The organism is Vibrio sp. Vb0937 (genome assembly GCF_033338855.1).
The window spans coordinates 160,721-174,299 of record NZ_JAWOTK010000003.1; the positions used below are offsets into that span (position 1 = coordinate 160,721).

The 13,579-nt window shown below is 45.1% G+C and carries 11 protein-coding genes; 8 read left to right on the top strand and 3 right to left on the bottom strand.

Translation table 11 applies throughout. The annotated features are described in order from the left end of the window. The first annotated feature begins 97 nt into the window (after positions 1–97). Both R7P67_RS07595 and R7P67_RS07600 read left to right on the top strand, forming a co-directional pair. The gene (locus R7P67_RS07595) at positions 98–364 is read left to right on the top strand and encodes a hypothetical protein (protein ID WP_017634954.1); all 267 of its coding nucleotides are present in this window, start codon (positions 98–100) and stop codon (positions 362–364) included. A 155-nt stretch (positions 365–519) separates the two neighbouring features. Further along, complete coding sequence (locus R7P67_RS07600) at positions 520–2,148, top strand: methyl-accepting chemotaxis protein (RefSeq protein ID WP_033905071.1); 1,629 nt, start codon at positions 520–522, stop codon at positions 2,146–2,148. 125 nt (positions 2,149–2,273) lie between these two features. Here the strand turns inward: R7P67_RS07600 and miaE are convergent, their stop codons facing one another. Continuing rightward, the gene (gene miaE / locus R7P67_RS07605; RefSeq protein WP_017634952.1) at positions 2,274–3,044 is read right to left on the bottom strand and encodes a tRNA isopentenyl-2-thiomethyl-A-37 hydroxylase MiaE; all 771 of its coding nucleotides are present in this window, start codon (positions 3,042–3,044) and stop codon (positions 2,274–2,276) included. Positions 3,045–3,141: 97 nt separating this feature from the next. After that, on the bottom strand, positions 3,142–3,906 hold the full coding sequence (locus tag R7P67_RS07610; RefSeq protein ID WP_005378247.1) for a hypothetical protein: 765 nt from the start codon (positions 3,904–3,906) through the stop codon (positions 3,142–3,144). A 313-nt stretch (positions 3,907–4,219) separates the two neighbouring features. On the opposite strand from R7P67_RS07610, the gene cysB reads away from it, so the two are divergent. Together cysB and R7P67_RS07620 are read left to right on the top strand one after the other, a co-directional pair. After that, on the top strand, positions 4,220–5,194 hold the full coding sequence (cysB, locus tag R7P67_RS07615; protein ID WP_005388967.1) for an HTH-type transcriptional regulator CysB: 975 nt from the start codon (positions 4,220–4,222) through the stop codon (positions 5,192–5,194). A gap of 54 nt (positions 5,195–5,248) precedes the next feature. Further along, complete coding sequence (locus tag R7P67_RS07620) at positions 5,249–6,445, top strand: methyltransferase (RefSeq protein ID WP_262596507.1); 1,197 nt, start codon at positions 5,249–5,251, stop codon at positions 6,443–6,445. A gap of 93 nt (positions 6,446–6,538) precedes the next feature. On the opposite strand, the gene ald is transcribed toward R7P67_RS07620, so the two are convergent. After that, on the bottom strand, positions 6,539–7,663 hold the full coding sequence (ald, locus tag R7P67_RS07625; RefSeq protein ID WP_005378241.1) for an alanine dehydrogenase: 1,125 nt from the start codon (positions 7,661–7,663) through the stop codon (positions 6,539–6,541). A gap of 156 nt (positions 7,664–7,819) precedes the next feature. Here ald and lrp point away from each other — a divergent pair, with 156 nt between their 5' ends. The 4 genes from lrp (at position 7,820) to R7P67_RS07645 (ending at position 13,558) form a co-directional block, all read left to right on the top strand. After that, positions 7,820–8,314 (top strand): leucine-responsive transcriptional regulator Lrp, encoded by a 495-nt coding sequence (gene lrp / locus R7P67_RS07630; RefSeq protein WP_005378234.1) that lies wholly within the window; start codon positions 7,820–7,822, stop codon positions 8,312–8,314. Positions 8,315–8,466: 152 nt separating this feature from the next. Beyond that, positions 8,467–11,514 carry a DNA translocase FtsK 4TM domain-containing protein gene (locus R7P67_RS07635; protein WP_262665539.1) on the top strand — a complete coding sequence of 1,016 codons (3,048 nt, stop codon included), beginning with the start codon at positions 8,467–8,469 and terminating at the stop codon, positions 11,512–11,514. Between the two features lie 61 nt (positions 11,515–11,575). After that, complete coding sequence (gene lolA / locus R7P67_RS07640) at positions 11,576–12,202, top strand: outer membrane lipoprotein chaperone LolA (protein WP_005388103.1); 627 nt, start codon at positions 11,576–11,578, stop codon at positions 12,200–12,202. After that, the gene (locus R7P67_RS07645; RefSeq protein ID WP_242542049.1) at positions 12,203–13,558 is read left to right on the top strand and encodes a replication-associated recombination protein A; all 1,356 of its coding nucleotides are present in this window, start codon (positions 12,203–12,205) and stop codon (positions 13,556–13,558) included. The last annotated feature ends 21 nt before the right edge of the window (positions 13,559–13,579 follow it).

Here is a 13,579-nt window from a genome sequence, read left to right on the forward strand (position 1 = left end):
CATTCACTGCAATCAAGCTGTCATCTTTGCTCTATAAGTTGTGCGGCGTCATTCATCTAGCCATATGGCTAGAACTCAAATTGATAGATGGAGCACCATGGCTAGAGCAGTAAATCCAACCGATGAAACCATCATTAAATTGTTACAAGAGCAAGGTCTGATTAGAAGTGAAGCAGAAGCGCGTTTAAAGAAAGAGGTGTACCGCTTGCAACCTAATGAGATAGCAAAAGTAAAAAATTATGCCCAGCATTTTGGGATAAATGCGAAAGAAAAGCTCATCGATGAGATCTTGGATCTGCGCCGAGAAGCGCTCATGAAAAGATGTAGACACAATACGGAGCATGCGAGCCTATCTCTAAAATAGCATGTGATAAAACTATCAATTACTGGTCAAGATTTGATCTCTCAAGCCGATGTATATAAGAGCGTTCAATGATATCGAGCGCAAAAAACAGTGTGTTTTAGAGGTTAAGCTTTCACTTAAGTGAGAGGTTTGGAAAGGCTGCGGGGAGAAAGTGCATGCGTATTAAAGACTTAAGTGTCGTAAAGAAAATATCGGTTAGTTATTTAACCGTTTTTGCCGTGTTTGGTTTAGTGTCAGTAATGTTGGTGCAAGGTTTGTTAACACTGAATAAAGACATCTCAGTGCTAACAGATAAAAGTTTACCTTCTGTTGCGATTTTGAAAGGTATCCAAGTTGATATTACTAAAGTGCGTAAAGATGAGTTCTCTTTATTGCCAAACGCAAATCACCCCAAAATTGGTGAGTGGTTAAAAGGCCTCGACCAATGGCGTTCTGATGTGCAGGCTGGTATTGCAGAATACGAAAAGCTCGACCTTAATAAGCGTGAAACGCAGTCCTTTAGCGTTTTTAAAGAAACTTGGAATCAATACATCAAAGAAACGAAGACTTACAACGTATTGCTAAGCCAAGGCGATGCTGAAAGTGCAAATGATGTAATTTTATCAAGTTTCGATACCTACTCAAAAGCGTTGAGCAGCTTGGATGATACCCTCGCGTTGAACGATGAGTTGGTGAATTTGATTGGCGAAGAAGTACAAAGTGAAGCGGCATTTACACAATACAGCGCTGCTGTTGGTGCGCTTGTCGTCGCATTGGTCATGGTAATGTCTGCCATGTTGCTTTCTCGAGTCATCTGCGGGCCTGTTGATCGAGCACTGGAATTCGCTTCCAAAATCGCCAAAGGTCAATTGAATAATCAAATCGACGAAAGCGAATTGAGCAAAGACGAGTTAGGAACGCTGCTCAAAGAGCTTGTCGGTATGCAAACAAACTTACATTCGTTGGTTTCTGAGATTAATGACTCAACGATTCAGCTAACGGCAGCAGTAGAGGAAGTGAGTGCTATTTCTTCTCAGACCGCTTCTGGTATGCAAAATCAACAAATTGAACTTAGCTCGGTGGCTTCTGCGATGACAGAAATGCAAGCTGCTGTAAGTGAAGTGGCACAAAATACCGAAGTTGGCGCAACCTCTGCTTATTCGGCTGCGGAAGTGGCAAAGCAAGGAACGGCGACGTTACAACAAACTATCGCAGTAATTGAGCGTGTATCACATACGATCCAAGAATCAGATGAACTGGCACGTGAGCTTGAATCGAGCTCAAACAATATCAATGTGGTCGTCGATGTGATCCGCGGGATTGCGGAGCAAACAAACTTGTTAGCACTGAACGCCGCAATTGAAGCCGCTCGGGCAGGTGAACAAGGACGTGGGTTTGCTGTTGTGGCAGATGAGGTTCGTTCTCTGGCGCAACGCACTCAAGACTCCACTTCACAAATTGTGGAAATTGTTAATCAACTACAAGAGAGCAGCAGTAAAATAGGGCATTCAAGCCGTGATTGTCAGGAGGGTATTTCTCAGTGTGTTGAGCAAGTTAATGATGCTGATAGCCAGATAAAAGAAATTGAACATTCTGTCGATAACATAGCGCAAATGAGCACACAAATCGCAACGGCGTGCAGTGAGCAGAATTCTGTATCCGAAGAGCTGAATCGCAGTGTGGAGCATATTAATAGTGCTTCAACAGAGATGGCTGAGGGAGCTTCACAAACGGCTGTGGCTTGTCAGCAGATTAGTAGCCTAGCGCACAACTTGAAAACTCGAATGGGTTCATTCCAGCTCTAGCTGTTGTGTTTCAGCTTTATTCCTAACCTCATTGCTACAATAAATAAGCCGGACGAAATGTCCGGCTTATTTATTCTCTGTCTATATAAGTTCAGAGTATGCTCAACCTTGGGAGAATATGCTCGCTAGGCTGGAATACCACTGTGAAACTTAAAATCTGTATCTGGCGTAGAAATTAAATCTGCCTCTATACGTCCAAAGTAGGCGATGCGCTCGCTGATATCTTTGCCTGCGATTTGCTCCGCTAATACAAGATAATCCTGGTAATGGCGTGCTTCTGAACGTAATAAAGAAATGTAGAACTTTGCGATATCGTCATCCATATGTGGTGCTAGTTTGGCAAAACGCTCACAAGATCGGGCTTCGATGTACGCACCAATGATGAGTTTATCGATCAGCGTTTCCGGCTCATGAGTCTTCATATGCGAAATCAGTCCTTTAGCATAGCGACTTGCTGGAATATTTTTATACTCAATTCCACGACTTTCCATGATCTCTAAAACTTGATAAAAGTGGTGTAACTCCTCTTTTATCAAAAGCACCATCTTATCGATCAAATCTTGGCTGTATGGTGAGTCGGACTTAGCCATGATTGACTTAGAAATATTGCTCTTGCCTTTTAAAGTTTCCAATGAGCCTACGTTACGGTAAGCAAAATCTTCGTAGGGCTTAAACCAGTCAAGTAGAGCATGTGAACTGGATTGGTCAACGGCATACTTACGAATTAAAAACATGGCAGATTGGCCAGCTTTTAGTTCGCACAGTAGGTGGTCTAACAAAATGGTTTGAAGGTTCTCTGGTTTCTTTGCTTCCTCTACCCATTCATCAGGTGTACTGCATCGCAGAAATTGGTTAATGGGAGCAAGAAGATCTTGATAGGCGTCTAGATTCATCATTTTAGTTTTAGTACTTCACATTTTTATTGGGCATATCCGTTGTCTTGCGGATAGAAAAAAGGCTGCAATTGCAGCCTTTTTTGACCTGAAGTGAATGTTACCACTTTTTCTTCTCGCCGAAGAGAGCTTCCATGTCATTGTCACGCTCTTTGTCAGCAATCTGCTGCATTTCGGCATCGCTTTTATCTTGGCGCTTTTTATCTAAGTCACCTAACATCTCTTCAAGCTTTTGTTTCGCTTGAATAGAATAAGGATCGCTCTTAGTGCTCAAAGCATCGATACCTTTACGCAGCAGTTGAAGCGCGGTGCCTGGTTGGCCACGAGCGATAGAGTCGTTTGCTCTTTTGATGACATTTTCAATGTTGATGCGAATTTGCATCGTTTCCAAGCGCGCATTTTCGGTGACGTAAGTCTGGGTATCCAATCGGCCTTTGTTGTGCTCGTTACGGATAGTGTCGCGAAGTCGTTTAACCAGCTTAAGCATGACGATAGCTTGTTTGTCACTACTCGGCATCTTGAAAGTGGTACTCTCGCCAGTAGGGCCATTCTCTTTTAGCTGCGTAATCTGCTGCTTCATATTTTCGATACGTTGAGCAAGTTGCTTGTTCTTCGGGTCCAGCTCATGCATGCTCTCTAGCGCGTCAAGAATACGATTGTTTAGACACAGCAACAGCTCTTTACTAAAAGGGATATGGTGCGCATGACCAATCAACTCTTCAGTACCATCTATCAAGGCTACATATCGCGCTGATTCCTGCCTTTTTGCGGTTTCAACTTTAACCTTATATTGCAACATAATGTTATAGCCTAGGATTAACACCAGTAGGATGGCTACCAAAGCGATTATTAAACCAATATTCATATCTTTGCGTCTGCTTTACTTTTCTGCGGCTAGCGTTAAAGAATACATGAATCTTATCTTACTCGGCACCTTATTTGTTTGATTATTTTGTCTCTCCCACGTTTTAGTTACTGATAGAAGTCACATCATAGAACTTCGGTCATTTATTGGCTCAACTTTGTGCATATTGTTTCTTGCTTGAAGATTATTAGTATGTGATTGAGGTATAAGTTAGAAATTGCTGTTCATTTCGATTTGAACGCGTTATAACTAATTATTATATCGCTCGCTTGAGTGGCCAATAAACTCTCTCATGAATAAGTAAGGGATTACGATGAAACTGCAGCAGCTGAAGTATATTGTTGAGGTTGTAAACCATAATCTGAATGTATCTGCAACGGCGGAAAGCTTATATACCTCTCAGCCAGGTATCAGTAAACAGGTTCGGTTGCTGGAAGACGAGTTAGGCATTCAGATTTTTGAACGTAGCGGTAAGCACTTAACGCAAGTGACGCCAGCTGGAGAAGAAATTGTACGTATCTCTCAAGAAATTCTCGCTCGTGTAGAAAGTATCAAAGCGGTGGCTGGAGAGCACACCCATCCAGAAATGGGGACGCTGAATATCACCACGACACATACGCAGGCTCGTTATGCACTGCCAGATGTCATCAAAGGTTTTACTTCTCGTTATCCAAAAGTGTCGTTACACATGCACCAAGGTACACCGTCACAAATGTCTGAGGCGATAGCTAAAGGCACAGCGAATTTTGCGATTGCGACAGAAGCTCTTCACTTATATCAAGATGCCATCATGCTGCCTTGTTATCACTGGAATCGTTCAATAGTTGTGCCTAAAGACCACCCACTAGCGAAGAAAGACAAAGTAACGATCAGTGATCTTGCCGCTTACCCATTAGTCACTTACGTGTTCGGTTTTACTGGCCGTTCAGAGCTGGATACAGCATTCAACCGCGAAGGTTTAACCCCGCGAGTGGTGTTCACGGCAACTGATGCAGACGTCATTAAAACTTACGTTCGTATGGGTATTGGTGTGGGTGTGATTGCAAGCATGGCTGTGGATGAAGAGCAGGACGGTGACTTGGTTGCAATAGATGCGAGCCATTTGTTTGGCGCGAGCACCACGAGCATCGGCTTCCGCCGTGGTACATTCTTACGCTCTTACATGTTCGATTTTATGGAGCGTTTTGCACCGCACTTAACGCGTCCAGTGGTTGAGCAGGCGATTTCGTTGAAGTCTAATGCAGAAATCGAAGAGATGTTTAAAGACATCGAGCTTCCGGTGAGATAACACTTCATTGATGTTTCGATTCCCTCTACAATGCGCTCGTTGTAGGGGGTAGCTATGAAAACGCAATTTCAATTTATTAATGACTGCTTAATCGAAAACCAATCTTTGTGGCGATTCGAGCCTTTTAAAAGCAGCATTCACACATCATTACCTTGGCAGGAGCAACATCCTCGACTGTGCCAATGGCTAGCGTCTCTTACTCCCTCTCAAATCGAAGAATACAAAGCAGCACCAGAACTCGCGTTAAAAGCACTTAGTCCGTTTTTTCCTGAGCTTGAACAACTCGCAGAACTGACTCATTTAGAGCTTTTGTCGTTAAACGGCTTGGAACTCGCTCGTGGTTTAGATAACGGTATTCCGGGACGTAAGTTGGAGCAAATTAGCTCGATGGGTGAAGCTGCAATTCAACAACGCTGTGGCGAAGAATGGCTAGAATGGTGCTCAGGTAAAGGTTACTTGGGGCGAATCCTGACAACGCAAACCGATCAGCCTGTAACCAGCTTTGAATACCAACAAGCACTGTGCGATTCGGGGCAACAAGCAGCCAATGAACATCATTGGAAGATGACGTTTATTCAAGGCGACGCGTTTGATAGCAAAGCGAAAGCCGTGTTTAAGCCAACGCAACACGCAGTAGCACTGCATGCATGCGGTGACCTTCACGTTCGTCTAATGCAGTACGGCAGTGAAAATGGGGTTGCTGCGATGACCATATCACCTTGTTGTTACCACTTGATTCAGTCGGAACAATACCAGCCGATGTCGGAATCGGGCAGGGCTTCTTCTCTCTCATTGTCTAAGCAAGAACTGCGTATCCCATTACAACAAACGGTGACGGGAGGAGAGCGCGTGCGTCGTCATCGTCAGCAGGAAATGATGTTTCGTCTTGGGTTTGATTTGATCACGCGACAAGCTTTGGGAATGGCAGAGTATCAGCCTGTGCCGAGTATCCGTAAGTCGCAATTAAGTGATGGTTTTGAAGCCTTATGTCGCTGGGCAGCGGAGCAAAAAGGCATTGTTCTTCCTCAAGAAATCGATTTCTCTCATTTTGAAAAGTTAAGCGAACAACGCTTCTGGCAAATGGAGAGAATGAGCTTAGTGCAACTTGTTTTTCAACGTCCGTTGGAGATCTGGCTCGCATTAGACAAAGTGCTTTATCTTGAAGAACGTGGTTACCGTGTTAGATTGTCAGAGTTTTGCCCTAAATCGGTCACGCCTAGAAATATTTTAATTTGCGCATATAAGATTTAGTTATTCTTTATAGCCAAACGCTCTATATGAAAAAGCCCACTTATGAGTGGGCTTTTGTAAACAAAACGTGACAAGTTATGTTTTATTTTGTCATTAATTAAACATAGCGATAGCTTGAGTTGGTTCAACGTATTCCAAGTCAAAGCTTTCTGCTACTTCTTTACACGTTACTTTTCCGTGAATAACGTTTAGACCTTCAAGGAAGCCTTTATCTTCTAGAAGTGCTTCGCGGTAGCCTTTATTTGCTAACTTCACGATGTATGGAAGTGTAGCGTTGTTGAGTGCAAATGTTGAAGTGCGAGCAACTGCGCCAGGCATATTTGCTACACAGTAGTGAACCACTTCATCAACGATGTAAGTTGGATCTGCGTGAGTTGTTGCGTGCGAAGTTTCGAAACAACCGCCTTGGTCAATTGCCACGTCAACCACTGCTGCACCAGGCTTCATCTTAGCAATGTGCTCTTTAGTGACCAGTTTAGGTGCTGCTGCGCCAGGAATTAGAACGGCACCGATAACAAGGTCCGCTTCTAGAACATGCTTCTCGATAGCGTCTTCAGTAGAATAAACCACTTTTGCGCGACCTTGGAATTCTTCGTCAAGCTTACGAAGTGTGTCTACGTTACGGTCTAGAATGGTGACGTCAGCGCGAAGGCCAACCGCCATACGAGCAGCGTTTGCACCAACAACGCCACCACCAACGATAACGACTTTTGCAGGTTCAACACCAGGTACGCCGCCTAGGAGCAGACCACGACCGCCGTGCGATTTTTCCAACGTTTGCGCGCCAGCTTGGATAGACATCCGACCTGCCACTTCTGACATTGGTGCTAACAGTGGCAAACGACCCATATTATCTGTTACAGTCTCATAGGCTATACAGACAGCTTTGCTCTTGATTAGCTCATCAGTTTGTGGAAAATCTGGTGCTAGGTGTAAATAAGTAAATAAAATTTGCCCTTCGCGGAGCATTGCTCTCTCTACTGCTTGGGGTTCTTTTACTTTTACAATCATGTCTGCTTGCGCAAATACGTCAGCAGCATGAGGGAGAATGGATGCGCCGACAGCGATGTAATCATCGTCTGAAAAACCAATGCCGGCACCTGCATTGGTCTCAACTAAAACTTGGTGACCATGTGAGATGAGTTCTCTCACGCTAGCTGGGATCATACCAACACGATATTCGTGATTCTTGATTTCCTTAGGTACGCCAATGATCATCCTGTATCCTCTTTCTATAATGGTTGTATTAACTGTTAGTAGGGTGTTATTGTCGAATTAATAACTAGTATAGTTATAGGTTTGTAAAATTTGGCACCAAATATTAAAAAGTTGTAGTATATTTTTTTGCAAGGAAGTAATAAGGTGGAATAAAAAATGGCAGACAACTATAAAAAGCCGTCCAAGGAACTAGACCGTATCGACCGCAACATTCTTAATGAGCTGCAGAAAGACGGTCGTATTTCAAACGTTGAGCTTTCAAAACGTGTGGGACTTTCTCCAACGCCATGTTTGGAGCGTGTACGTCGCTTAGAGCGTCAGGGTTATATCACAGGGTATACTGCATTATTGAATCCGCAGTTCCTGGATGCATCACTATTAGTATTCGTTGAGATTACGCTAAACCGTGGTGCGCCGGATGTGTTTGAGCAGTTTAACTCAGCTGTTCAAAAGCTAGACGACATACAAGAGTGTCATCTTGTTTCAGGTGACTTTGACTATCTTCTTAAAACCCGTGTATCAGATATGGGTGCTTACCGCCGACTATTGGGCGATACGTTACTACGTCTACCTGGCGTAAATGACACTCGCACATACGTTGTTATGGAAGAAGTGAAACAATCTAACCAGCTTGTGATCAAAACTCGTTAATTTCTTGCAAAGAAAGCGGTATATGCTTCCGCTTTCGCCAGAGAGTAATTGGGTTTTTCTCCTTGATATGGTTAAATCAATTTACCGAGCGGCTTGATGCCGCTCGGAATGTTTTGCAATTTCCTATTTCATTTCCATATTCAAGTTGATTTATGTTCAAAGAGAACGCAAAGAAAGTCGAAACCATTATCAAAACCAGTGAAGAGCCCCAGTCTTCACGCTTAAATGGCTTCCAACGCTTAAAAGAGTGCTGCTTTATCGTTGGCGTTCTTAGCTCGGTATTGCTTGCGGTTGCACTATTTACCTTCAGTCCGGCCGATCCTTCTTGGTCCCAAACCGCATGGGGAGGGGATATCGATAATGCTGGTGGCCTTTTCGGCGCTTGGCTAGCCGATACTCTATTCTTCACATTTGGCTCTCTCGCTTACCCAATCCCTTTCTTGCTAGCGGCGGCTGCATGGGTGATTTGCCGTAAACGAGGAGAAGATGAGCCCATTGATTTCATGCTATGGGGTACAAGGCTGCTCGGTCTTGTCGTCCTTATTATGACCAGTTGCGGTCTTGCAGATATTAATTTTGATGACATTTGGTATTTTTCATCCGGAGGTGTGGTCGGGGATGTGTTGTCTAGCCTCGCTTTACCTACATTAAATGTACTCGGTACCACATTGGTACTGCTGTTCTTGTGGGGAGCGGGCTTTACGCTCTTCACTGGCATCTCATGGCTTAACATCGTGGAATGGCTTGGTGATCGTGCGTTAGCACTAATTGCCGCGCTTGCAAATAAGGCAAGAGGTTCAGAGCAGGAAGTTTTAGAACCTCAGCTTGATGAGTTTGTAGAAGATAAAGTCTCTACGCCTAAACATAATGTAGACCATGAAATTGATGATGAGCCGCTTCCTCATTTAACGGCATACGACGTCGATGAACCGAAAGAATCGGCGCCAACGCATGAGTATCCTATTTATATGCCGCAAGCTAAACCTGATAAGCCTGCGGAACAGGCGATGGTAGAACCGACGCCACCACAACGCAAGGCTACGGTTAATGCTGCGCCAGTTTATGCTGAACCTGAGCCTCAAACACAACCTATCCATACGGTTAACACGGATAACGTTGATCCGCTCTTGGAACGCACCAAGCAACTGAATGTTACGATAGAAGAGCTTGAAGCAGCGGCGCAACAAGCAGATGACTGGGGAACTGAAGAACAGGCAGCCCCATCATTTGCAGATACTTACTCTTCCTATGTAGGGCAACATACAGCAACAGAAGAACCGATCAGCGTTGAACCAGATTATGCGGAGTACGAACAATTTGAAGCAGAGCAAGTACAGCAGCCAAGTATTGAGCATCCTGTACATGAAGAGCCTGCGATTGATTCTGCTGTATTAGATAGCATCACGGCGCAAACGGAATCGAGCCAACATATTGAGCCTACGATCTCTGACTTTGATGTGTTAGATGATGAAGACGAAGTGGAGTCTCAGCCTGCACAGCAAGTACAGCCAACAACGCCTCATCAGCAAGTTGCAACACCTTCAACAACATTTGAACCTGCACCTCAAAAAGTGGAGGTAGAAGAGGTCCAAGACAACGACCAAGACGTTACCGCATTCCAAGATATGGTTTCCAATGCGCAAGCCAAAGTCGCTGCAACACAGAACCCATTTTTGGTACAGAAAGAAGAAAACTTGCCAGTTCCGGAAGAGCCACTCCCAACGCTCGAGTTGCTTTATCATCCAGAAAAACGTGAAAACTTTATCGACCGTGATGCGTTAGAGCAGGTCGCTCGATTGGTAGAGAGCAAACTCGCTGACTACAAAATCAAAGCCGATGTGGTTGGTATTTATCCTGGTCCAGTGATCACTCGTTTTGAGCTTGATTTGGCGCCGGGGGTGAAAGTAAGTCGTATTTCTGGTCTTTCAACTGACTTAGCGCGTGCATTGTCTGCGATGGCGGTACGTGTCGTGGAAGTAATCCCTGGCAAGCCTTACATCGGTTTGGAACTGCCAAACATGAGTCGTCAGACGGTCTATTTATCTGATGTCATCAGTAGCCCTCAGTTTGAGCAAGCAACGTCACCAACAACGGTTGTGTTAGGTCAAGACATTGCGGGTGAAGCTGTGGTGGCCGATCTTGCGAAGATGCCTCACGTGCTAGTAGCAGGTACAACAGGTTCTGGTAAGTCGGTGGGTGTGAACGTGATGATTTTGAGCATGCTGTATAAAGCAGGCCCAGAAGATGTACGCTTCATCATGATTGACCCGAAAATGCTAGAGCTTTCTATTTATGAAGGTATCCCTCATCTTCTTTCTGAAGTTGTGACTGATATGAAAGACGCATCAAACGCTCTACGTTGGTGTGTGGGCGAGATGGAACGTCGTTACAAATTGATGTCGGCATTAGGTGTACGTAATGTGAAGGGCTTCAACGAAAAATTGAAGATGGCAGCAGAAGCGGGCCACCCAATCCATGACCCGTTCTGGCAGGAAGGCGACAGCATGGATACTGAACCGCCATTGCTAGAAAAGCTGCCTTACATCGTCGTTGTTGTTGACGAATTTGCTGACCTGATGATGGTGGTAGGTAAGAAAGTTGAAGAACTGATTGCTCGCTTGGCGCAAAAAGCGCGTGCGGCAGGTATTCACTTAATTCTTGCGACTCAGCGTCCATCGGTTGATGTTATTACCGGTCTAATTAAAGCGAACATTCCAACTCGTGTTGCGTTTACGGTATCGACTAAAACGGACTCTCGTACAATCCTAGATCAAGGCGGCGCAGAATCACTACTTGGTATGGGTGATATGTTGTATCTACCGCCGGGATCAAGTCATACAACTCGTGTTCACGGTGCATTTGCATCAGATGATGATGTTCATGCTGTTGTAAACAACTGGAAAGCGCGTGGTAAACCGAACTACATTGAAGAGATCATCAGTGGAGATCAAACTCCAGAAAGTCTACTGCCAGGTGAGCAAATGGAAGCGGATGAAGATGTAGACCCGCTCTTCGATCAAGTTGTTGAGCACGTGGTTCAATCACGTCGAGGTTCGGTTTCCGGAGTTCAGCGCCGATTTAAGATAGGTTACAACCGTGCCGCCCGTATTGTAGAGCAGCTTGAAGCTCAGGGCATCGTAAGTGCTCCGGGTCATAACGGTAACCGTGAAGTACTGGCACCTGCGCCACCAAAAGATTAATGAACTTGTGTTACTCACCTCAGTCCAACTGAGGTGAGTGGTTCTAATAATAGGTATCTGAATGAAAAAACTATTTTCAGCGAAACTTTTCTCTGCGCTTGTTTTAAGCTTTTCCCTCTTCTCTACTGCGCACGCAGCGTCTCCTAAAGATGAATTAAACAAACGCCTTTCTATGAATGATGGCTTTAGTGCGGATTTCTCTCAGCAGGTTATCAGCCCTGAAGGCGAAACGGTGATGGAAGGAGAAGGTACGGTTGAAATCGCTCGCCCAAGCCTGTTCCGTTGGAGTACAACATTCCCTGATGAGAACCTATTGGTCTCTGACGGTAAGACATTGTGGTACTACAGCCCATTCATCGAGCAAGTGAGCATCTACTGGCAAGAGCAAGCAACAGAGCAAACGCCATTTGTTTTGCTAACGCGTAACCGAGCAAGTGATTGGAATAACTACAAAATATCTCAAAAAGGTGACCAGTTCACTCTCATTCCTACCGCAGTAGACTCCACACAAGGTCAATTCCAGATTAATATTGATGCCAAAGGTGTCGTGAAAGGCTTCAACGTGGTTGAGCAAGACGGTCAAAAAGGTTTGTTCACCTTTAACAACGTGAAGCTGGGTAAACCAAAAGCAGACAGATTCACATTCACAATTCCAAAAGGTGTGGAAGTGGATGACCAAAGGAATTAATTGGTAGTGAGTAATTACACATTAGATTTCTCGGGGGACGAAGATTTTCGTCCCCTTGCTGCTCGTATGAGACCGGAAACAATCGAGCAATACATCGGACAGCAGCACATTTTAGGCCCTGGTAAGCCACTGCGCCGTGCGCTAGAGGCGGGTCACATTCACTCTATGATCCTTTGGGGACCACCAGGCACAGGCAAAACGACATTAGCGGAAGTGGCTGCAAACTATGCCAATGCTGAAGTCGAGCGTGTGTCTGCGGTAACGTCTGGTGTGAAAGAAATCCGTGCTGCAATCGAGAAAGCACGTGAGAACAAAATGGCGGGCCGTCGCACCATCTTATTTGTGGATGAGGTGCATCGCTTCAACAAATCTCAACAAGATGCGTTTTTACCGCATATCGAAGATGGCACGGTTACCTTTATTGGTGCGACGACAGAAAACCCATCGTTTGAGTTAAACAACGCATTGCTGTCACGTGCACGTGTCTACAAGCTAACGTCTCTCGATAAAGATGAAATCTCACTGGCGCTGAATCAAGCGATCAGCGATAAAGAACGTGGCTTGGGTAACACACCTGCACACTTCGCTGATAACGTATTAGACCGCCTAGCAGAACTGGTAAACGGTGACGCTCGCATGTCTCTCAATTATCTTGAGCTGCTCTACGACATGGCAGAAGACAATGCGCAAGGTGAAAAAGAGATCACGCTTAAGTTGCTTGCGGAAGTAGCAGGGGAGAAAGTCTCTCGCTTTGATAACAAAGGTGATATCTGGTACGACTTAATCTCTGCGGTCCACAAGTCGATTCGTGGCTCTAACCCAGATGCGGCGCTTTACTGGGCTGCACGTATGATTGCAGCGGGATGTGATCCTCTTTACATTGCCCGTCGATTACTTGCGATAGCATCGGAAGATGTCGGCAATGCGGACCCTAGAGCCATGCAAGTGGCACTCTCCGCGTGGGACTGTTTTACGCGCGTTGGTCCAGCAGAAGGTGAACGTGCGATTGCACAGGCGATCGTGTACTTAGCGTGTGCGCCAAAAAGTAACGCGGTGTATACAGCATGGAAACAAGCGCTCACGGACGCTCATAACTTACCTGAATATGAAGTGCCGCATCACCTTCGAAATGCGCCAACCAGTTTGATGAAAGACATGGGTTATGGGGCTGAGTATCGTTATGCTCACGATGAGCCTGGTGCTTACGCAGCAGGTGAGCAATATTTGCCACCTGAAATGGGCGATCGTAGGTACTATCAGCCGACAAATCGTGGTCTAGAGACCAAAATCGGCGAAAAGTTAGATTACTTGGCTACTTTAGACGCAAATAGCCCACAAAAGCGCTATGAAAAGTAGGCGTTTTTGGATACATTTGTT

Coding starts and splice junctions, on each gene's coding strand:
- R7P67_RS07595 (WP_017634954.1), top strand. CDS start 98: ATGGCTAGAGCAGTAAATCCAACCGATGAAACCATCATTAAATTGTTA.
- R7P67_RS07600 (WP_033905071.1), top strand. CDS start 520: ATGCGTATTAAAGACTTAAGTGTCGTAAAGAAAATATCGGTTAGTTAT.
- miaE (WP_017634952.1), bottom strand. CDS start 3,044: ATGATGAATCTAGACGCCTATCAAGATCTTCTTGCTCCCATTAACCAA.
- R7P67_RS07610 (WP_005378247.1), bottom strand. CDS start 3,906: ATGAATATTGGTTTAATAATCGCTTTGGTAGCCATCCTACTGGTGTTA.
- cysB (WP_005388967.1), top strand. CDS start 4,220: ATGAAACTGCAGCAGCTGAAGTATATTGTTGAGGTTGTAAACCATAAT.
- R7P67_RS07620 (WP_262596507.1), top strand. CDS start 5,249: ATGAAAACGCAATTTCAATTTATTAATGACTGCTTAATCGAAAACCAA.
- ald (WP_005378241.1), bottom strand. CDS start 7,663: ATGATCATTGGCGTACCTAAGGAAATCAAGAATCACGAATATCGTGTT.
- lrp (WP_005378234.1), top strand. CDS start 7,820: ATGGCAGACAACTATAAAAAGCCGTCCAAGGAACTAGACCGTATCGAC.
- R7P67_RS07635 (WP_262665539.1), top strand. CDS start 8,467: ATGTTCAAAGAGAACGCAAAGAAAGTCGAAACCATTATCAAAACCAGT.
- lolA (WP_005388103.1), top strand. CDS start 11,576: ATGAAAAAACTATTTTCAGCGAAACTTTTCTCTGCGCTTGTTTTAAGC.